At 69.1% G+C, this 20,444-nt stretch carries 21 protein-coding genes; 4 read left to right on the forward strand and 17 right to left on the reverse strand.

Features of this window, described 5'->3' with window-relative positions; genetic code table 11:
* Positions 1-13 precede the first annotated feature (13 nt).
* The 13 genes from lpqB to AC0LPE_RS16420 form a co-directional block, all read right to left on the reverse strand.
* Positions 14-1,798: an MtrAB system accessory lipoprotein LpqB gene (gene lpqB, locus AC0LPE_RS16360; protein ID WP_490604836.1), complete on the reverse strand. Its 1,785-nt coding sequence runs from the start codon at positions 1,796-1,798 to the stop codon at positions 14-16.
* On the reverse strand, positions 1,795-3,444 hold the full coding sequence (gene mtrB, locus AC0LPE_RS16365) for an MtrAB system histidine kinase MtrB (RefSeq protein WP_490604837.1): 1,650 nt from the start codon (positions 3,442-3,444) through the stop codon (positions 1,795-1,797). Before mtrB ends, lpqB begins: the two co-directional genes overlap by 4 nt.
* Positions 3,445-3,512: 68 nt before the next feature.
* The gene (gene mtrA, locus AC0LPE_RS16370) at positions 3,513-4,190 is read right to left on the reverse strand and encodes an MtrAB system response regulator MtrA (protein WP_006550216.1); all 678 of its coding nucleotides are present in this window, start codon (positions 4,188-4,190) and stop codon (positions 3,513-3,515) included.
* Positions 4,191-4,195: 5 nt separating this feature from the next.
* The gene (locus AC0LPE_RS16375; RefSeq protein WP_016694875.1) at positions 4,196-4,861 is read right to left on the reverse strand and encodes a dTMP kinase; all 666 of its coding nucleotides are present in this window, start codon (positions 4,859-4,861) and stop codon (positions 4,196-4,198) included.
* Positions 4,862-4,918: 57 nt separating this feature from the next.
* On the reverse strand, positions 4,919-6,388 hold the full coding sequence (ahcY, locus tag AC0LPE_RS16380) for an adenosylhomocysteinase (protein ID WP_016694876.1): 1,470 nt from the start codon (positions 6,386-6,388) through the stop codon (positions 4,919-4,921).
* Positions 6,389-6,535: 147 nt separating this feature from the next.
* Positions 6,536-7,141 carry a TetR/AcrR family transcriptional regulator gene (locus tag AC0LPE_RS16385; protein ID WP_145693167.1) on the reverse strand — a complete coding sequence of 202 codons (606 nt, stop codon included), beginning with the start codon at positions 7,139-7,141 and terminating at the stop codon, positions 6,536-6,538.
* 69 nt (positions 7,142-7,210) lie between these two features.
* Entirely contained in the window at positions 7,211-7,396 is a 186-nt protein-coding gene (locus AC0LPE_RS16390; RefSeq protein ID WP_016694878.1) for a rubredoxin, read from the reverse strand.
* Positions 7,393-7,560, reverse strand: coding sequence for a rubredoxin (locus tag AC0LPE_RS16395; protein ID WP_172414906.1), 168 nt, complete (start codon positions 7,558-7,560; stop codon positions 7,393-7,395). The genes AC0LPE_RS16390 and AC0LPE_RS16395 overlap by 4 nt, the downstream gene beginning before the upstream one ends.
* Positions 7,561-7,562: 2 nt before the next feature.
* Positions 7,563-8,807, reverse strand: coding sequence for an alkane 1-monooxygenase (locus AC0LPE_RS16400; protein WP_160874281.1), 1,245 nt, complete (start codon positions 8,805-8,807; stop codon positions 7,563-7,565).
* 209 nt (positions 8,808-9,016) lie between these two features.
* Positions 9,017-10,294 (reverse strand): mannose-6-phosphate isomerase, class I, encoded by a 1,278-nt coding sequence (gene manA / locus AC0LPE_RS16405; protein ID WP_145693169.1) that lies wholly within the window; start codon positions 10,292-10,294, stop codon positions 9,017-9,019.
* Entirely contained in the window at positions 10,294-11,379 is a 1,086-nt protein-coding gene (locus AC0LPE_RS16410; RefSeq protein WP_088897703.1) for a tobH protein, read from the reverse strand. The genes manA and AC0LPE_RS16410 overlap by 1 nt, the downstream gene beginning before the upstream one ends.
* A gap of 102 nt (positions 11,380-11,481) precedes the next feature.
* Positions 11,482-12,852 (reverse strand): phosphomannomutase/phosphoglucomutase, encoded by a 1,371-nt coding sequence (locus tag AC0LPE_RS16415; RefSeq protein WP_088897702.1) that lies wholly within the window; start codon positions 12,850-12,852, stop codon positions 11,482-11,484.
* 76 nt (positions 12,853-12,928) lie between these two features.
* Entirely contained in the window at positions 12,929-13,324 is a 396-nt protein-coding gene (locus tag AC0LPE_RS16420; protein WP_172414905.1) for a DUF3499 domain-containing protein, read from the reverse strand.
* 87 nt (positions 13,325-13,411) lie between these two features.
* On the opposite strand from AC0LPE_RS16420, the gene AC0LPE_RS16425 reads away from it, so the two are divergent.
* Positions 13,412-13,906, forward strand: coding sequence for a metallopeptidase family protein (locus AC0LPE_RS16425; protein WP_059382262.1), 495 nt, complete (start codon positions 13,412-13,414; stop codon positions 13,904-13,906).
* Between the two features lie 120 nt (positions 13,907-14,026).
* On the opposite strand, the gene AC0LPE_RS16430 is transcribed toward AC0LPE_RS16425, so the two are convergent.
* Positions 14,027-14,293 carry a WhiB family transcriptional regulator gene (locus tag AC0LPE_RS16430; RefSeq protein WP_167414258.1) on the reverse strand — a complete coding sequence of 89 codons (267 nt, stop codon included), beginning with the start codon at positions 14,291-14,293 and terminating at the stop codon, positions 14,027-14,029.
* A gap of 334 nt (positions 14,294-14,627) precedes the next feature.
* On the opposite strand from AC0LPE_RS16430, the gene cofD reads away from it, so the two are divergent.
* Genes cofD through AC0LPE_RS16445 form a run of 3 tightly spaced genes read left to right on the forward strand, consistent with a single transcriptional unit; the run spans position 14,628 to position 17,541 of the window.
* On the forward strand, positions 14,628-15,617 hold the full coding sequence (cofD, locus tag AC0LPE_RS16435) for a 2-phospho-L-lactate transferase (protein ID WP_088897701.1): 990 nt from the start codon (positions 14,628-14,630) through the stop codon (positions 15,615-15,617).
* Positions 15,617-16,984, forward strand: coding sequence for a coenzyme F420-0:L-glutamate ligase (locus AC0LPE_RS16440; protein WP_016694886.1), 1,368 nt, complete (start codon positions 15,617-15,619; stop codon positions 16,982-16,984). Before cofD ends, AC0LPE_RS16440 begins: the two co-directional genes overlap by 1 nt.
* Before the next feature lie 2 nt (positions 16,985-16,986).
* Positions 16,987-17,541 (forward strand): NUDIX hydrolase, encoded by a 555-nt coding sequence (locus AC0LPE_RS16445; protein WP_060651331.1) that lies wholly within the window; start codon positions 16,987-16,989, stop codon positions 17,539-17,541.
* 87 nt (positions 17,542-17,628) lie between these two features.
* Here the strand turns inward: AC0LPE_RS16445 and AC0LPE_RS16450 are convergent, their stop codons facing one another.
* From AC0LPE_RS16450 to AC0LPE_RS16460, 3 genes are read right to left on the reverse strand one after another with little or no spacing between them, the layout of a single operon-like run.
* Positions 17,629-18,393: an SGNH/GDSL hydrolase family protein gene (locus AC0LPE_RS16450; RefSeq protein ID WP_088897699.1), complete on the reverse strand. Its 765-nt coding sequence runs from the start codon at positions 18,391-18,393 to the stop codon at positions 17,629-17,631.
* Positions 18,394-18,407: 14 nt separating this feature from the next.
* The gene (manB, locus tag AC0LPE_RS16455) at positions 18,408-19,493 is read right to left on the reverse strand and encodes a mannose-1-phosphate guanylyltransferase (RefSeq protein WP_016694889.1); all 1,086 of its coding nucleotides are present in this window, start codon (positions 19,491-19,493) and stop codon (positions 18,408-18,410) included.
* Positions 19,483-20,409, reverse strand: a complete 927-nt coding sequence (locus AC0LPE_RS16460; RefSeq protein WP_088897732.1) for a glycosyltransferase family 2 protein — start codon at positions 20,407-20,409, stop codon at positions 19,483-19,485. Before AC0LPE_RS16460 ends, manB begins: the two co-directional genes overlap by 11 nt.
* Positions 20,410-20,444: the final 35 nt, after the last annotated feature.

A 20,444-nucleotide genomic window follows, 5' to 3' on the forward strand; every position in this document is an offset into this window, starting at 1 on the left:
ACAGTCGGCAGGCTCAGCCCGGAAGGACGGGGATGGCCGCCATCCCGGCCAGTCCGGGGACCTCGCGCCAGTACCGGTCGCCCGCGGGATCGCGGTTGTTGAGCTGGAAGACCGTCCGGGAATCGGCGACGAACTCGCTGGCCGTGGACGCCTCGACCGCGACCACCGGAGGGGTGAGGTTGCGGCTCGGGAGTGCGTCGATGCGCGAGCCGTCCACCGCGACCTGCACGACGGGCACGTCGGCCGACGCGCGGGAGACGACGATCGTGTCGGCCGTGCTCCAGTCCAGGGCGAGCGCGGGACCGCCGAGGCCGAAGCCGATCTCGCGCGGGTTGGTGAGCGAGTACTCGCCGGTCGTGGTCGGTACGACCGTCGCGACGAAGACCCGCCCGTCGATGATCAGGGCGGCGCGGACACCGTCGCGCGACAGGCGCAGCTCGGTGATGCGGCCCCCGAGGGCGCGGATCGCACCCGCTTCGACGCCGACCACGGTGACCCGCCCGGTGCCGGGTTCGCGTACAGCGCGCACCACCGCGGTGCCGTTGACGACCGCCCACACCGAGTTGTTGTTGGGCGACCAGGACGGACGGGTGATCGACTCGCCGTCGACCGCGGGTTCGGCGGCGCCTTCGCTGTAGGCACCGACCATCAGCTGCACGGCCGGCTCCGGTGTGGGTTTCCGGGTGTTCTCGACCGCGGCGACGAGTTCCCCGTCCAGCGACAGAGCGACGGACTGCAGGTCGTCGGCCGTGCCGAAGAAGCTGCGGACGGGCGTCACACCGGTCTCGGCGACACTCACGAGCGCCCCGTCCAGCAGGGCGTGCAGACCCACCGTCACGCTCGACGCGGCGAGGGGGTTCATCGACGCCACGTCGGCGGTGGTCCACCCGTTCGGGAACCGTTCGTCGAGGGGCTGGCCGTCGGCGAGGAGGTGGTACGGGCCGCTGATGTCTGCGTTGGCGAGGGTCCAGATCACCTGCGCGGCGAGCAGTTCGCGATCCTGCCGGCCCATCGAGCCGACGCCCTGGAAGTCGATGCGGATGCCGCCGAGTCCGACACCGACGTCGGTCGTGCGGCCGTCCGCCTTCGTCACCGAGCCGATGACGGTGACGTCCTCGAGGAGGTTCTTGACCGCGGGCGCGAGGACCTCTTTCGGCCCTTCGACGAGCAAGCCGATCAGCTGCGACGCCGTCTGTTCGGGGGTGCCCGTGATCCAGCGCGGGTCGGGGACGACGGCGTTGCCGGTCGGGTCGAGGAAGTACAGCGAGCGGCGCTGATAGGTGTTGAGGAAGCGTGGGCGGTCCATGATGACGCCGGCCGGCAACCGGTCGATGCGCCACTCCCCGTCCGTGCGGACCAGGGAGAACCGTGCCTCGAATTCCCCGTCGGCGGGACGGTAGATGCCGCCCTCCTCGAGATAGCCGACGGTGCTCGCCCGCACCACGTAGGTGGCCCTGTCGCCGTCGCGTTCCTCGACGAGGACGTCGACCTTGTCGACGATCGTCGCGCTCGCCGCGTCGTCCCAGGACTCGGACATCGCGGGTGTGAGGAACTGCCGGGCCGCGCGGTGGCGGTTGGTCGGATCCGTGCTCGCCTGCAGGAAGTCGCGTAGGAGCAGGTCGGGTTCGCGACCGGGCACGGGTGCGGCGACCTCGGTGGTCGTGGGGCCGCGTTCGAGGGTTCCGATGGCCTGCGGTGACGAGGAATCGGGCAGCGTGGCGCATCCCGACAGCACGAGCCCGGCCACGGTCAGGAGTACGACGAGCACGCCCGCTGCACGCGGAGTCGAGCGGCTCATGTACTGGCTCCTTCGGACGGTGTGCTCGCAGGGCCGGTCGGGATCTCTCCCGTCGACGGCTGCGCCGGGGTGTCGTCACCCGGTGGGGGCTTGCCCTGCACGGCCTTCGCGGCGCTGGGCACGAGTGGCAGGGGGCTGCGACCCACCTTACGTCCGCGTTCGCGCGGGAGGGTCAGCCGGAAGCTGGCGCCTCGTCCCGGTTCGCCCCACGCTTCGAGCTTGCCGTTGTGCAGGTTGGCGTCCTCGACGCTGATGGCGAGACCGAGGCCGGTGCCGCCGGAGCGGCGGACCCGCGACGGGTCGGAGCGCCAGAACCGGTTGAAGACGAGCTTCTCCTCCCCCGGTCGCAGACCCACGCCCTGGTCGCGCACGACGAAGGCCGCGGCGGCGTCGTCGGCGCGCAGTCGCAGCAGGATGGGTTTGCCCTCGCCGTGATCGATCGCGTTGGCGAGCAGATTGCGCAGGATGCGTTCGACGCGGCGGGGATCGACGTCGGCCTCGACGGGCTCGTCCGGCAGGTCGATGATGAGCTCGGTGGCGGTCTCGCGGGCGAGGTGCCGCACGGTCGAGACGGCGGCACGCGCGCACATCCGCACATCGAGTCGCTCGGAGGCGAGTTCGGCGACACCCGCGTCGTGCCGGCTGATCTCGAGCAGGTCGTTGAGGAGGCTCTCGAAGCGGTCGAGTTCGGCGACGAGCAGTTCGGAGGACCGCTTGAGGACGGGGTCGAGGTCGTCGCTGCCGTCGTGGATGAGATCGGCGGCCATACGGACGGTCGTGAGTGGGGTGCGCAGTTCGTGGCTCACATCGGAGGTGAACCGTCTCTGCAGGTTGCCGTACTCCTCGAGCTGGGTGATCTGCCGCGACAGGCTCTCGGCCATCTCGTTGAACGACATCGCCAACCGCGCCATGTCGTCCTCACCACGGACCGGCATGCGTTCCTTGAGCCGCCCGTCGGCGAAGCGCACGGCGATCCGGGAGGCCGACCGGATGGGCAGCACGACCTGCCGCGCGACGATCATCGAGATCGCAGCCAGCAGCACGAGCAGGACCACCGCGCCGACGAGCAGGGTGCCGCGCACGAGGGCGAGGGTGCGTTCCTCACCGCCGAGCGGGAAGACGAGATACAGCTCGAGCGTCGAGATGTCGGAGTCGGTGGGACTGCCCATGATCAGGGCCGGCCCGGTGTAGCCGTCGGGATCGGCGACCGTCGCGAACTGGTACGCGATCTGCCCGTTCTGGACGAAGGCGCGCAGGTTCTGCGGGATCTGGTCGGCGGGCCCGCTCGAGGTGGGGGCCCGCGGTCCGTCGCCGGGGACGATCAGGACGGGATCGAAGGTTCCGGCGACGCCGGTGTCCTGTCCCCCGTCGCTGCCGCGGCTGGTGAGGATCGCCGCGGCACCGTCGAGGCGGACGGCGAGCGACCCGGAGTCGTCGGCGCCCGCGAGTTGCCCCTCGACGAGTGCACGCGAGCGATCCATCTCCTCGGTCGCCGCGTCGATCTTCACTTCGAGCAGTCGGTCGGTGATCTGGCTCGTGAGTACCACTCCGAGCACGAACATGACGATCAGCGACAGCGTGAGGGTCGAGGTCACGACCCGCAGCTGCAGCGATCGTCGCCAGGTGTGCGCGAGTCGGCTGCTCATCGACCGCGACCACCTCACCAGCGGCAGCGTCCTACGCGTGATACGCCGCCGAAGCCGGTAGGTTCGGATCACGGCGGTCCGGCCTTGTAGCCGACCCCCCGCACCGTGAGCACCGCCTCGGGATTCTCGGGATCCTTCTCGACCTTCGCGCGCAGACGCTGGACGTGGACGTTCACGAGCCGGGTGTCGGCGGCGTGCCGGTAGCCCCAGACCTGCTCGAGCAGGACCTCACGGGTGAACACCTGGCGCGGCTTGCGCGCGAGCGCCACGAGCAGGTCGAACTCGAGGGGCGTGAGCGAGATCGCCTCGTCCCCACGGGTGACCTTGTGGGCGGGGACGTCGATGGTGATGTCCCCGATCGTCAGGACCTCCGCCGGTTCCTGCTCGGTGCGACGCAGCCGGGCCCGCACACGTGCGACGAGCTCCTTCGGCTTGAACGGCTTGACGATGTAGTCGTCGGCGCCCGATTCGAGGCCGAGCACGACGTCGACGGTGTCGGACTTGGCGGTGAGCATCACGATCGGCACACCGGAGTCCGCACGGAGCACACGGCAGACGTCGATGCCGTTCATGCCGGGGAGCATGAGATCGAGCAGGACGAGGTCGGGCCGGATCTCCCGCACGGCGCCCAGCGCTTGGGTGCCGTCCCCCACCACGAACGGTTCGAATCCCTCGCCGCGCAGCACGATCGTGAGCATCTCGGCAAGCGCGGTGTCGTCGTCGACTACCAGAATCCTCGGCTTCATAGCCTCTATCGTGTCACCCCTCGACCGTCGTGAAGCAGATTTGAGATGTCAACGGCGAGTTGTCGCGGAGAGGTCTGCGGGCCTGCGACCTCCCACGGAGACATCCACTGCTGCTGTGCGAGCTCGTCGTAGACCTCGCCGGTGCGGTGCTGCAGACCGGTATCGCGCTCGTAGGCGTCGCGATCGCGGTCGGCCTCGGTCGCGGCGCGGTTACGGGCACGCTCCGCGGCCAGGGCCACCGGAACGCGGAGCAGCACCTGCAGATCGGGCACCGGGAGCCCGAACCGTTCGAACTCGAGATGGCGGATCCACTCCACCGCCGGGCCGGTCGCGCCCTGGTTCCGGCGCGCCGCGGTGTACGCGGCGTTGGACGCGACATACCGGTCGAGCAGCACGATGTCGTTGTCGGCGAGCAGCTTCCGCAACTCGTCGGCAGCATCGCGACGGTCGAGCGCCCACAGCAACGCCATCGCCTCGATGCTCGAGGCGGTGTCGCCGTGCTGCCCGCGCAACGCCTCCGCGCCCAGATCGGCGTGGATCGACTGCCCGTATCGCGGGAAGGCCAGCGTCGCGACCTTCCGTCCGGCCTCGCGCCAGGTCTCGACGAGTCCGGCGGACAACGTCCGTTTGCCGGCCCCGTCGAGACCCTCGACGACGATCAGATCGCCCATGTGCCCTGTGATCCCGGATCACTCATGCGCTTCGTGTTTCCCGTCGAGTTGCCGGGATCAGTAGCGGTAGTGCTCGGGCTTGTACGGGCCCTCGACGTCGACGCCGATGTACTCGGCCTGCTCCTTGGTCAGCTTCGTGATCTGTCCGCCGAGCGCCTCGACGTGGATCTTCGCGACCTTCTCGTCGAGGTGCTTGGGCAGGCGGTAGACCTCGTTGTCGTACTCGTCGGGCTTGGTCCACAGCTCGATCTGGGCGATCACCTGGTTGGCGAACGAGTTGCTCATCACGAAGGAGGGGTGGCCCGTGGCGTTGCCGAGGTTGAGCAGGCGGCCCTCCGACAGGACGATGATCGAATGACCGTCGGCGAAGGTGAACTCGTCGACCTGCGGCTTGATGTTGATCCGCGTGACGTCGGCGGCCCGCTCGAGGCCGGCCATGTCGATCTCGTTGTCGAAGTGGCCGATGTTGCCGAGGATGGCCTGGTGCTTCATCGCCTTCATGTGCTCGAAGGTGATGATGTCCTTGTTGCCGGTCGCGGTGATGACGATGTCGGCCTGGCCGATGAAATCCTCGACCGTCACGACGTCGTAGCCGTCCATCATGGCCTGCAGGGCGTTGATCGGGTCGACCTCGGTGACCGAGACGCGTGCGCCCTGGCCGCGCAGGGCCTCGGCGCAGCCCTTGCCCACGTCGCCGTAGCCGCACACGAGCGCGGCCTTGCCGCCGATGAGGACGTCGGTGCCGCGGTTGATGCCGTCGAGCAGCGAGTGCCGGGTGCCGTACTTGTTGTCGAACTTGCTCTTGGTGACCGAGTCGTTGACGTTGATCGCGGGGAACGCGAGTTCGCCGGCCGCGGAGAGCTGGTACAGGCGCAGGACGCCCGTGGTGGTCTCCTCCGTGACGCCCTTGACGGACTCGGCGACGGTGGTCCACTTCTTCGAATCGGCCGCGAGCGAGCGGCGCAGCAGCTCGAGGAAGACCTTGTACTCGGCGGAGTCCTGCTCGTCGTCGATCGGCGGGACGACGCCGGCCTTCTCGAACTGGGCGCCCTTGAGCACGAGCATCGTGGCGTCGCCGCCGTCGTCGAGGATCATGTTGGCGGGTTCGCCGGGCCAGGTGAGCATCTGCTCGGCCGCCCACCAGTACTCCTCGAGGGTCTCGCCCTTCCAGGCGAAGACCGGGACGCCCTTGGGCTCCTCGGGGGTGCCGTGCGGGCCGACGACGACGGCCGCGGCGGCGTGGTCCTGGGTGGAGAAGATGTTGCACGACGCCCAGCGCACCTGCGCGCCGAGGGAGACGAGCGTTTCGATGAGCACAGCGGTCTGGACCGTCATGTGCAGCGAGCCGGAGATCCGTGCGCCCTTCAGCGGCTGCACCTCCGCGTACTCGCGACGCAGCGCCATCAGGCCCGGCATCTCGTGTTCGGCGAGCCGGATCTCCTTGCGCCCGAACTCGGCGAGGGAAAGATCGGCGACCTTGAAATCGAGACCGTTGACCCGGTCGGCTACGAGCGTGGTGTCAGACACGTGCAGATGCCTCTTCCTGTCGGCAGACGATGTTGGTTCCAGGCTATACAACCTGCGCAAGAAGAGGCCCGGCAGATCGTCTCCCGACGGAATCCACCGCCTTCGCGGTGCATCCGCAGCCGCCGGCCGCGGACAGCGGGCCGTTCGTCAGCCGCGGACAGCGGCCCGTTCGACGAACGGCACGAGCAGATCGGCGAGGTCGGCGGCGACATCGCGCCCCGAGGCCGGGGGCATCGAGACGAAACTCAGCGCGACCCGCACGACGGCGCGCGCGAGGATCCCGGCGTCGGACTCGGACGCCGCGATCCAGCTGTGGTGGAAGGTCTCCGTGAGACGACCCGCGCCCCGCTCGAGGATGGGGGCGGCGTCGGTGGTGATCAACCGCAGCAGGTCGGGCTTGGCCTCCCCGCTCAGCAGCGACTGCACCAGGGGGTCGGCGGCGGACGCCTCGAAGAAGAAGGTGAATCCGTCCACGAGCGCGGCCCGCGCGTCGCCGACGTGGGCGTACACCGAATCGGCCACGGCATCGACGAACTCGTCGACCAGACGCAACGCATATCCCTGGGCGAGCCCCTGCCGGGAGGAGAACTCCTTGTACAGGGTCTGCCGGCTGATACCGGCGGCGCGGGCGACGTCGCTCATGGTGACCGCCGACCAGTCGCGTTCGAGCAGCAGCTCGCGCATCGCGTCGAGGATCGTCGAGCGCAGCAGCACCCGACTGGCCTCGTGGAAGGGAACCCGCGCGTTCGACATGGTGGGAACGCTCTCACGCACGGATGTGCGCGTCAAAGCAACACGGGCAGTGATCCACCGGGTAGCGGTTCACCGGCGGACGATCTCGACCATCTCGAAGTCGGCCTTGGCGGCGCCGCAGTCCGGGCAGGACCAGTCGTCGGGGATGTCCTCCCATCGGGTGCCGGGTTCGATGCCCTCGTCGGGCCATCCTTCGGCCTCGTCGTACTCGAATCCGCACACGAGACAACGGAACAAGCGGTAGTCGGTGCTCACGGGGTGTACTCCTCGAAATCGATCTTCTCCCGGACTCCGCAGTCGGGACACGGCCAGTCGTCGGGCACGTCGGACCACGGGGTGCCGGCCGGAAAGCCCTCCCGCGGAACACCGGTGGTCTCGTCGTACACGAACTCGCAGACGGGACAGCGGTAGGACGCCACGATCACTTCCCTTCCGCGGCCGCGGGATTCGATGCTCCGTAGCGGGCCAGGATCTTCTCGCGTCGACGCGGCTCGATGTTGACGCGGGTGAGGTCGCCGTCGTAGTGGTCGAGCACGCGGTGGTCCATGACCTTGCGCCACAGCGGAGGGATGTAGGCGAGGGTGATCATCGTCGCGTAGCCCGCGGGCAGCTGCGGTGAGATCTCCATGCTGCGCAGGGTCTGGTAGCGCCGCGTGGGGTTGGCGTGATGGTCGCTGTGCCGCTGCAGGTGGTACAGGAAGATGTTCGTCACCAGGTGGTCGCTGTTCCAGCTGTGTGCGGGCGAGCAGCGCTCGTAGCGCCCCTTCGCGGTCTTCTGCCGCAGCAGACCGTAGTGCTCGAGATAGTTCACGACCTCGAGCAACGAGAACCCGAAGACCGCCTGGATCACGAGATACGGCGCGATCGACAGGCCGAAGACGCCGAGGAGCACCGCGTACAGCGCAACGGAGATCGCCCACGCGTTGAGGACGTCGTTGTGCACGCTCCACACCGGCTTGTCGAGCCGTTCGAGGCGTGCTCGTTCGAGGCGCCATGCCGACCGCAGGCTGCCGACGACGCTGCGGGGCAGAAATCGCCAGAAGCTCTCCCCGAACCGGGCCGAGGCCGGGTCCTCGGGGGTGGCGACCCGCACGTGGTGACCGCGATTGTGCTCGATGTAGAAGTGCCCGTAGAACGACGGGGCGAGCGCCCACTTCGACAGTCGCCGTTCGAATTCGACCTTCTTGTGGCCGAGTTCGTGCGCCGTGTTGATACCGATGCCCGCGACCACGCCGACCGAGATCGCGAGACCGATCTTCGACATCACGCCGAGCCCGCCGTCGATGCCGAGCCAGGACAGATTCTCGGCCGACCAGAGGTAGCAGGCGAAGACCAGCGACGCGAACTGGAACGGCAGGTAGAGGTAGGTGCAGTAGCGGTAGAAGCGGTCGTTCTCGAGTTGCTCGAACAACTCGTCGGGTGGGTTCTCGCCGTCGGGCCCGACGAACAGGTCGAGCAGCGGGACGAGGACGTAGATCAGCAGGGGGCCGATCCACCACAGGACCGGGGTGACGCTCTGCAGACCGAGTCCGTTACCAGCCCACACCAGCGCGGTGGCGACGAACAGTGCTGTCGGGGGTACCAACCCCAGAAGCCACAGATGGCGTTTCCGGTCGCGCCACTGGAGATCGGGTCGATCCACCGAATCCGCGGATGCCGTACTCATGTCGGGTCTCCTCATCACCGTCGATGGCGCCGGGTACGCCACCACTCGGTGACGCACACCACTCATATCTTGACTCTAGGCCGTCATTCGTCCGAGGTCTAGACATTTGGAGGAATTTGTAAATCTCACGAAGGTGCATCCGGAAACGACGAAGGCGAGCCCGTGCGGGCTCGCCTTCGATTCGATTCCGTCCCTACAAGGACCCTGTTTCAGGACTCGTCGGTCACCGCTCCCGGTATCTCGCCGAGACGGGCCCGGAAGACCTGCGTGTCTGCGGCAGAACCGTGGACGGTCGGATTCCGGTCGCACGCCGACAACCACGCCGAATCGCCGGGTCTCAGCGTCACCGACTCGCCGTCGCACTCGACGCGGGCATCGCCTGCGGTGCACAACAGGATCTGCGGACCGTCGGCGCCGACCCCGAGGGTGTCGCCCGCGCCGAGATCGATGCGCGACAACGCGAACTCCGGCGCCGGCGTGCGGTAACGGCGTTCGATCGGGCCCTGCCCCGGCCCGGACTCCGCCGACGCCTCCGGTACGGCTTCGAGAATCGGTACCGAGGCCGCACCGAAGTCGAGCACCCGCAGCAGTTCGGGCACGTCCACGTGCTTCGGGGTGAGACCACCGCGCAGCACGTTGTCGGAGTTCGCCATGATCTCGACGCCCATGCCGTGCAGATAGGCGTGCAGATTCCCCGCGTCGAGGTACAGGCCCTCGCCCGGTTGCAGCGTGATGCGGTTGAGCAGCAGCGAGGCCAGCACTCCGGCGTCGCCGGGATAGAAATCCGCCAGCTGCAGGGCCGTGCGCACCTCCGGAACGAAACCGCGCTCGCCGTCCCGTCCGGCCGCGAGATAGGTCACGCAACCGTCGAGCACACGCGGCAGCAGCGCCGCGAGAGCGGGCGGGGGCAACGTGATCCAGGTGGTGAACAGCGCCCGCAGACCACTCGAATCGGGCTGGCCCGCGAGCAGTCCCACATAGGGGTCGAGTTCCGGCACGGCGAGGGCCTCGAACAGCTCCACGGTCCGTTTCGGATCGCGGAAGCCGGCCAGGGCCTCGAACCGGGTCAGCGCCACCACGAGTTCGGGCTTGTGGCTGGCGTCCTTGTAGTTGCGGACGGGTGAGTCGACCGGGATGCCGAGTGCTTCCTCACGAGCGAAGCCCTCGGCCGCCTGGCCGGCGCTGGGATGCGCCTGCAGTGAGAGCGGTTCCTCCGCCGCCAACAGCTTGAGGAGGAAGGGCAGCCGGGGACCGAACGCCCCCACCGTGCGATCACCGAGGTGTCGCTGCGGATCGGCCGACAGCACGTCGAGCAGCGAGTGCTCGTCGCCGTCCGGATCCACCAGCCTGGCGGGATCGGCCGGGTGCGCACCGAGCCACAACTCGGCCTCGGGATGATGGGACGGCACATTGCGGCCACGCAGGGCGGCGATCGCGGTCCGCGACCCCCAGGCGTACGAGCGCACCGCACCTTCGAGTCGGTGCACTATCTCCCCCCTGCCAGTCCGAGATATGCGGCCGCCATCTCTGTGCGGACGGTCAACACTGCCACCTGTTCCAGCACGGTCGGAACCGTGCTCGATTCGAATTCTCCGATCACGGACATCAATTCCACATCCGGAAGTGCCGCCGTCCTGCGCTGCGCCGCCGAGCGGTCGGGGTCGGTGCTGAGTACGAACACCCGCGCCGGCGCGATCGGTGCCGGTCCGTCCAGCTCCTCGTCGTGGAAGAACGGGTCGTAGTTCTCGCCGCTCGCGGTGACGACGTTCGTGAGCCGGTCGCGCGCGACCAGCACGTCGCTCAGTGCCGCAGCGCCGGCGACCACACCCGCCTCCTGGAGCAGGGACTCCGACGCGTGCCGGGCGAGCACCGTCGTCGCGGCGGAATCTCCCGCGAACACCACGCGACGCGACTGCATGCGCACCGCGAGGGACTTTGCGGGATTGTGGAAGACCTCGTTTGCGGGGTGATTGCGCGCCGCTTCCTCGTCGGCCGTGTCGGCGACCTCGGCGAGCGGCGGGACACCGGTGATCCGGACAGCGCGCTGCAACACGCCGAGCACCGCACAGAACACCGCGACGTGTCGGGCGAGCACGTACCGGGTCTGGACCCGGACGCGCGGCGGCAACGACATCGCGCGACCGGCCGAGACCGCCCGCACCGGACCTTCGTCCGGAGCGTCGACGACGACCTCCGCACTGCGCCGCAGCCCGGCGTCGATGCTGCGCGCCAGCTCGGGATCGCCCGCGTCGTTCCCCGAGACCACCACGACGTCGAGCGCGCCGACCCAGGGCGGGGTGGCAGGGGCGGAGACCAGCGGTACACCGGCCTGTCCACCGAACATCGCGACGACCAGTTCCGCGGCCGACCGGGCGCGGGCGTCGGTGCCGACGAAGACCACACTGCGGGGGTGCATGTCGGTGAGCCGGCCGAGCAGACCTTCGTCGACCGCCGCGGCGACCGCGCGCATCTGAGCGCCGCCGAGGGCCGCGCTCCTGAGGATGCCGTCGACATCGGCAGCGAGCAGGCCGCCCGCATCGTCGAAGTCGAACAGCGGTGAGGGTGCCGTCACGACCGCATCACCTTCCTTCCGCCGCCGCGACCTCGGCGAGCCACCTGACCGAGCCCGGCACGCCATGCACCGGCACTTCGATTATTCCCGTTGTCCCTCCGTCTACGCACGAACGACGGAAAGGATCTCCTTCACCAATGCCTCGACCTCACCGTCCGTTCGGGCCTCCACGTTGAGCCGCAGCAACGGCTCGGTGTTGGACGCGCGCAGGTTGAACCATGCGTTGTCGGGCAGGTCGACGGTGACACCGTCGAGCCGGTCCACCGACACCGCGCGATCCTCGAACGCCGCGACGACGGCCTCGGTGCGCTCGGCCGCGTCGGCGACCGTCGAGTTGATCTCGCCCGACGCCGCGTACCGGTTGTAGGAGCTCATCAGCTCGGAGAGCGGACCGTCCTGCGAGGCGAGTGCGGCAAGGACGTGCAGGGCCGCGAGCATGCCGGAGTCGGCACCCCAGAAGTCGCGGAAGTAGTAGTGCGCCGAGTGTTCCCCGCCGAAGACGGCACCGGTCTCGGCCATCTGCTGCTTGATGAACGAGTGCCCGACCCGGGTGCGCACCGGCTTGCCGCCCTGCTCGGCGACGAGTTCGGGCACCACACGCGAGGTGATGAGGTTGTGGATGATCGTCGAACCGGGTTCCTTGGCGAGCTCGCGGGCGGCGACGAGCGCCGTGACCGCGGACGGGGTGACCGGCTCGCCGCGCTCGTCGACGACGAAGCAGCGGTCGGCGTCGCCGTCGAAGGCCAGGCCCACGTCGGCGCCGGACTCGACGACCAGACGCTGGAGGTCGACGAGGTTGGCGGGGTCGAGGGGGTTGGCCTCGTGGTTCGGGAAGGTGCCGTCGAGTTCGAAGTACAGCGGCACGAGATCGACGGGCAGAGCGCCGAAGACGGCGGGGACGGTGTGACCGCCCATGCCGTTGCCGGCGTCGACCGCCACCTTCAGCGGCCGCATCTCCGCGAGATCGACCAGGCCACGGACGAACGAGGCGTAGTCCCCGAGGACGTCCTGCTCGGTGATGCTGCCGCGCTCGCCGTCGTAGGCGGGCACACCCTCGACGAGATCGGCGGAGATCTGCGCCAGACCGGTGTCCTGACCGACGGGCTTGGCACCGGCACGGCAGAGCTTGATGCCGTTGTACTTCGCGGGATTGTGGCTGGCGGTGAACATCGCGCCGGGTGCGTCGAGCAGACCCGACGCGAAGTAGAGCTGGTCGGTGGACGCGAGGCCGATCAGCACCACGTCGAGTCCCTGGGCGGTGACCCCGTCGGCGAAGGCCTGCGACAGCGAGGGGGACGAGGCACGCATGTCGTGCCCGATCACCACACGGTCCGCGCTGCCCTCACTGCGCAACAGGCGTGCGAACGACGCTCCGACCTCGCGAACGAACTCTTCGTCGATCTGCTCTCCGACGACTCCCCGTACGTCGTAGGCCTTGATGACTGCTGACACCGACTCGGCAGCTCTCGCCACTGTATTAGCTCCTGAACTCGACTCGCGCGATGCCGTCCTCCGCGACATCGCACTCGCTCAGCCTAGTGCGAACGGCTCAGGACGTGGGATCGGGAAGAACACGCAGGTGGCCGCGTCGACCGGTGCGTGCGGTGGGAGGCACGACGGCCCGTTGGGGTTCCTCGGCGTCGTCGTCGCTCGAGTCGGAACGGGAACGCTCCCCCAGGCCGGCCTCGCGTACGGCCTCTGCGAGGGCGGTCAGATCGTCCTCGTCGGGGGTGGCCGACGAGAACGCTCCCTCGTATCGGACGAGTTCCCAGCCCTTGGGTGCCGTGATGCGCGAACCGTGCATCTCGCAGAGATCCCACGAGTGCGGTTCCGCGACGGTCGCCAGGGGACCGACAACGGCAGTGGAGTCCGAGTACACGTAGGTCAGCGTCGCAACAGCAGGGTTCTTGCACCCAGGCCGGCAGCATCGACGCAGTGTTCTCACGACTGGGAGCGTAGCGCGCCGGACGCGCCAGGACTATTCGGACACACCGAAAGGGTGGAGCGATTTTCGTGTCGTAGTGTCCATGGCATGGTCCGCGCACGACGTTCCCGCCCTGTGTCGTCCCGTTCCGTGGCACGCCGCGGCAGGGGAATCCGCGGTCCCCTGTTCCCGCAGAGCCTGCCGGCGTGGAAGACCCGCGCCGAGAAATTCGACCTGCTCGTGTTGGGGGCGTTCGCGCCGATCGATGCGCGCTGGCACGACCGCCTCACCAAGCTCGACATCGCCGTCGACGAGGTCCCGAAGATCCGGGCACGCGACCCCGACTCGGTCAACTGGCCGGACGAGGTGGTCGCCGACGGGCCGGTGCCGCTGTCCCGGCTCGTGCCGGCAGGGATCGATCGACGAGGCGCTGCCACCCGGGCGCGGATCGTGTTGTTCCGCCGGCCGCTCGAGGTGCGCGCGAAGGATCCGGACGATCTGACGGATCTGGTGCACGACGTCCTCGTGCACCAGGTGGCCACCTATCTCGGCGTCGAGCCGGAAGTGGTGGATCCGACACTCGGTGAGGACGACGAGGACTGAACGACATCCGGATAGGACGAAGGCCGGGTTGCTCGTCCCCCACGGCCGCAACCCGACCTTCGTCGTCCGACTCGGCGTTTCACTCGGTCCCGTACTCCCCGTACCGGGCCGAACCCCTCGTCAGACTATTCCGCGCTTGAGGCGACGGCGTTCCCTCTCGGAAAGCCCGCCCCAGATACCGAACCGCTCGTCGTGGGCGAGTGCGTATTCGAGACATTCGTCCCGGACCTCACACCCCATGCAGATGCGCTTGGCCTCTCTGGTGGAGCCACCCTTCTCTGGGAAGAATGCCTCCGGATCGGTCTGCGCACAGAGCGCACGCTCCTGCCACTGCTCCTCGCCATCCGCTGGGTCGCCGAATCCCGAGATCAAACTCAGGACGGGCACCCCGACGTCCGGGTAGTCACAGACAGCCTCGACTGCAGTATCGCTTCGAGTGAGCTCGAAGCTGTCGCGCTCGCCGGCCATTGTCCCTCCTCACCTGCAGCGCCGAATCATGACCGGGGATCAACCCGCTGCCATCCTTCGAATACTCGTTCGAATGCGGGTTCACCGCAAGGGATCTCGAATTCGATTATCGAATGACATGTATGTGATTAGACACTTCGGGTGTGTCGCGGTCAAGCGGAGCGGCGTTGTTCACATATCATCGGCCGCTTTGCCGAAACGCGTTTCGGACGGTGCGCGACCGGGTAGACGACGCACCGCTTAGGCTTGGGCCGTGAATGTGACTGTATTGGTCGGAGGTGTCGGTGGGGCGCGTTTTCTCTCAGGTTTGCGCCGACTTCTCGATATTTCCCCGGGCGTGGAGCCGAATCCGGACGCGGCACACCGCATCACCGCGATCGTCAACGTCGGCGACGACGTGTGGATGCACGGTCTGAGGATCTGTCCGGACCTCGACACCTGCATGTACACCCTCGGCGGTGGGATCGACACCGAACGCGGTTGGGGCCGCGCCGGCGAGACCTGGAACGCCAAGGAGGAACTCGCCGCCTACGGGGCGATCCCCGACTGGTTCGGTCTCGGCGACCGCGACATCGCCACCCACCTCATCCGGACACAGATGCTGCGGACCGGCTACCCGCTCTCCGCGATCACCGAAGCACTGTGCGCGCGGTGGAAGCCCGGTGTGACCCTGCTGCCGGTCTCCGACGACCGCAGCGAGACCCACGTCGTCATCACCGATCCCGAGGACGGTGAACAGCGGGCCGTGCACTTCGAGGAATGGTGGGTCCGCCACCGCGCCCAGGTGCCCACCCACAGCTTCGCGCACATCGGCGCAGAAGAAGCGAAACCGGCTCCCGGTGTGCTCGAGGCGATCGAGAACGCCGACGCCGTCGTCCTGGCCCCGTCGAACCCCGTCGTGAGCGTCGGGGCGATCCTCGCGATCCCCGGTATCCGCGGCGCGCTGCGCACCACGTCGGCGAAGGTCGTCGGCCTGTCCCCCGTCATCGACGGCAAGCCCCTGCGCGGCATGGCCGATGCGTGCCTGGACGTCATCGGAGTGGAGACCACCGCCGAGGCCGTCGGCCGGTACTACGGCGCCCGCTCGGGCACAGGCATTCTCGACGGCTGGCTCGTGCACTCGACCGACAGTGCCGAGGTGCCGGGCGTCGAGGTCCGATCCGTTCCCCTGCTCATGACCGACACCGACGCCACGGCCGACATGGCCCACGCCGCCCTCGACCTCGCCGGAGTGACCCTGTGATGCCGGACGCCGTCGCCGACCCCGCAGTGCGCGACCACGCGCCGGGCGGCCCGATCGAGATCCTGCCCGTCGCCGGGCTTCCCGAATTCCGGCCCGGCGACGACCTGGCCGAGGCCCTCGCGCAGGCCGCACCGTGGCTGGCCGACGGGGACGTCCTCGTCGTCACCAGCAAGGTGGTCTCGAAGGTCGAGGGACGGATCGTCGCCGCGCCCACCGATCCCGACGCCCGCGACGCGCTCCGACGCCGCCTCGTGAACGAGGAAGCCGTGCGCGTGCTGGCACGCAAGGGCCGCACCCTCATCACCGAGAACAAGCTCGGCATCGTGCAGGCGGCCTCCGGCATCGACGGATCGAACGTCGACAGCGCCGAACTCGCGTTGCTGCCCGAGAATCCCGACGCGAGCGCAGCGGCCCTCCGCGAGCGGCTCGGTGCGCTGCTCGGCGTCCGGGTCGCCGTGGTGGTCACCGACACCATGGGCCGCGCCTGGCGCAACGGCCAGACCGACGCCGCGATCGGCTCGTCGGGGCTTCCCGTCCTGCACGGCTACGCCGGCTCGCACGACTCGCAGGGCAACGAACTGCAGGTGACCTCCGTGGCGGTCGCCGACGAGATCGCCGCCGCAGGCGATCTGGTCAAGGGCAAGCTCGGCGGTGTGCCCGTCGCCGTGGTGCGCGGACTCGACCTGCCCGACGACGGATCCACCGCCCGCGCCCTGATCCGCAGCGGCGAGGACGACCTGTTCTGGCTCGGCACCGAGGAAGCCCTCGAACGCGGTCGGCGCGAGGCACTGCTGCTGCGCCGGTCGGTGCGGCAGTTCGCCGCCGAGCCCGTCGATCCCGAGGATCTGCGCGAAGCGGTCGCCGAGGCCCTCACCGCACCCGCACCCCATCACACCCGCCCGGTGCGGTTCGTGTGGGTGCGCACCGAGCAGGTGCGCCGCCGGCTCCTCGACCGCATGCGCGACAGGTGGGCCGAGGATCTCCACGGCGACGGACTCGACCCGGTGGCCGTCGAACGCCGGATCTCCCGCGGCGCGATCCTCTACGACGCGCCCGAGGTGATCGTCCCCTTCTGGGTGCCCGACGGCGCACACCACTATCCGGATGCCCGTCGTACCGCGGCCGAGGCCACGATGTTCACCGTCGCCGCCGGCGCCGCGGTGCAGGGTCTGCTCGTGTCCCTCGCCACCCGCGGGCTCGGCAGCTGCTGGATCGGCTCGACGATCTTCGCGCCCGAGGTGGTTCGCGAGGAACTCGGGCTTCCTGCCGAGTGGTCGCCGCTCGGGGCGGTCGCCGTCGGCTACCCGCTCACCGAACCGGAGCCGCGCGAACCCGCGGACCCGGGCGACGCCCTCGTGGAGCTGTAGTCGTGTCGGCGCGTTCCCTGCACGCCTCGGCGATCGACCGGCTCACCGCCTGGCGCACCGACTCCGAGGACGCCGAATCGCTGCGGCACACGATGCTGGCGTTCCTCGACTCGGCGCCCGACGGGTGCCTGCGCGAACACGTGCCCGGGCACATCACGGCGTCGTCGATCGTGCTCGACGCCGACCACCGCAACGTGTTGCTCACCCTGCATCCGCGGGTGGGGCGGTGGATCCAGCTCGGCGGGCACTGCGAGCCGTCGGACGAGACCGTCGTCGACGCGGCCCTGCGCGAGGCCACCGAGGAATCGGGCATCGCCGATCTGGTGATCGATCCGGAACTGCTCTCGGCGCATACGCATCCGATCACGTGCTCCCTCGGGGTGCCCACCCGTCACCTCGACCTGCGGTTCCTGGTGACCGCACCCGTGGGTGCCCGGCCGGTGCGCAGCGACGAATCCACCGATCTGCAGTGGTGGCCCGTCGACGCGCTCCCGCCGGAGGCCGAGCACGAGACGATCACTCATATGGTCCGGCTCGCCGCGGCCCGACGGGCCTGAGCCGAGGCGGCCCGACGGGCCTGGAACGACCACGCTCGTCCCGGCGGGTCGCCGGGACGAGCGTGAGGTCGGAACCGGGCCGTGAGGTCAGACCCGGACCGGTCCGAGTTCGGGGTACTTCGGGGTGATGCCGTCGCCGGAGGACACCCCGCGTAGCCGCCGGCCCACCCAGGGGACGAGGAACTCGCGCATCCATGCGCGGTCCGCGGCGCGTTCCTGGGCCCGCGTGAGGACCGGTGCCTCGTCGAACTCCACCGGTCCGAGACCGTGTTCGACGCCGAGCAGATCGAGCACGCGGATCGCCATGTTGTGGTGGCCGGCCGCGGACATGTGCAGCCGGTCGAAGTCCCACATCCGCAGATCGCGATACTCGTCGAACCGCCAGAAATCGACGATGGTCGCCCCGTGCCGGTCGGCGATCTCCCGGACGAGCTCGTTGTACACGGCCCAGCGGCCGCGCAGCATCCCGAAGACCGGTGCCCAGCTGCCGTCGTAGGCCGTCCACATCAGGATGCGGGCGCCGGTCGCGGCGAGCTTGCCGATCGCCTCGTCGTACTCGGCCGCGAGCGCGTCGAGGTCGAGCTTCGGACGCATGAGGTTGTTGCCGCCGGCGTAGATCGTCACAAGATCGGGACGCATCGCCACAGCAGTCTCGAGCTGCTCGTCGATGATCGGTCGCAGCAACCGGCCCCGGATGGCGAGGTTCGCGTACGCAAAGTTCTCCGAGTGCCGCGCCAGCTCACCGGCGACGAGATCGGCCCAGCCGCGCAACCCGTTGGGACGCGACGGATCCGGGTCCCCGACTCCCTCCGTGAACGAATCGCCGAGGGCCACATACCGTTCGAAGCTCACTTCGTCCTCTCGACTCAGACGTCGGTGCTGAAACGGATGCCGCCGTCGGGGATCTTCACCCCGGGCCACACCCGCGCACCGCGCAACAGTTCGCATCGGGCGCCGATGTCGGCGCCGTCGCCGATCACGCCGTCGCGGATCAGGGCGCGCGGACCGACCCGCACCCCGAAACCGATGATGGTCCGCTCGATCACCGCACCGGCCTCGACCCGCGCACCGTCGAAGATCACCGCGCCGTCCAGGCGGGCGCCGGCACCGATCTCCGCGCCGCGGCCGACGACCGTGCCGCCGATCAGCAGTGCGCCGGGAGCCACGGAGGCACCCGGATGCACGAGCGACTCGCCGCGCTGCGGCGGAAGCGCCGGCGACGGGGCGATACCACGGACCAGATCGGCCGAACCGCGGACGAAGTCCTCCGGGGTGCCCATGTCGCGCCAGTAGGCGGCATCGACGTGTCCGTAGACCTTCTTGCCCTCGGTCAGCAGCGCCGGGAACACCTCGCGCTCCACCGAGACCGGGCGCCCCTCGGGGATCTGCTCGATGATCTCGCGGCGGAAGACGTAGCAACCGGCGTTGATCTGATCGGTCGGCGGATCCTGGGTCTTCTCGAGGAAGGCGGTCACCCGGCCGTCCTCGTCGGTCGGCACACAGCCGAAGGCACGCGGATCGCTCACCCGCACCAGGTGCAGGGTCACGTCCGCCTCGGTGCGCACGTGGGTGTCGAGCACGGCGCCGAGATCGGTGCCACCGAGCACGTCGCCGTTGAAGACCATGACGTTGTCGGCACGCAGCTTCGGCAGCACGTTGCGGATACCACCGCCGGTGCCGAGCGGCTCGGTCTCGGTGACGTACTCGATCTCGAGGCCGAAGTCGGACCCGTCGGCGAAGTGCTGCTCGAAGACCTCGGCCTTGAACGAGGTGCCGAGCACGACGTGCTTGATGCCCGCCTCACGGATCCGCGCGAGCAGGTGGGTGAGGAAGGGCACCCCCGCGGTGGGCAGCATCGGCTTGGGTGCCGACAGCGTCAGCGGCCGTAGCCGCGTGCCCTGTCCGCCGACCAGAATCACCGCATCGGTGTGCGGTGCCGAATCACTCGTCATCGTCTCCCCTGTTCACTGTCGTGCCGACCGGAATGTTCTGGTCGGTCCTCCCGTTCCGACGCTCCCGCACGGCCGCCGCGACCGCCACTCGCGATCGCACCGCGAGCCCGGCCCGCAACGCCCATCGCAGCGGCGCCTGCCACCCGTGGGGGTGACGGTCCGCCTGGAAGCGGTAGGCACTCTCGTGATGTGCCGGGAGCATCAGTTCGGGGTGCCGTCCGGCCGCGTGGCCCTTGGCGTGTGTGACCACCGCGGACGGCACGTACACGTTGAGCCAGCCTGCTCGCCCGAGCCGGTCGCCGAGGTCCACGTCCTCCATGTACATGAAGTATCGCGAATCGAAGCCGTCGATCGAGTCGAAGGCCGCTCGCCGCAGCAGCAGGCACGATCCGGACAGCCAGCCGACGGGGCGTTCGCTGATCTCCTCGTTCTCCTGGCGGTAGCGGCGTGTCCACGGATTGGCCGGCCAGACGGTGCCGAGCAGCGCGTGACCGGCACCGGAGGCGAGGGTGGGGACGGTGCGCGCCGAGGGGTAGACGCTTCCGTCGGGTTCGTGGATCAGCGGGCCGAGCGAGCCGGCGCGCGGCCAGCGACGCGCCGCGTCGAGCATCTCGTCGAGCGAACCGGGGTGCCACCGGACGTCCGGGTTCGCGACGACGACGAACTCCGCGGACGGGTCGACCTCGGCGACCGCGCGGTTGATCGCACCGCCGTAACCGATGTTCCCGCCGGTCCGGAGAAGTCGCACGTTCTCGTGTGCCGTCTCGGCGGCCTCGGGAGCACCGTCGGTCGAACCGTTGTCGGCCAGGATCACCTGCGTCGGCAGAACGGTCGCGGAGGTGAGCGAGGTGAGAAAGTTCTCGAGGTGCTCTCCGGGCGAGTAGGTCACCGTCACCACGGCCAGCGTCGATTCCACGCCGGTCACCTTAGCGACCTCGACGGTGTGCGACA

The organism is Rhodococcus sp. S3 (assembly GCF_058211795.1).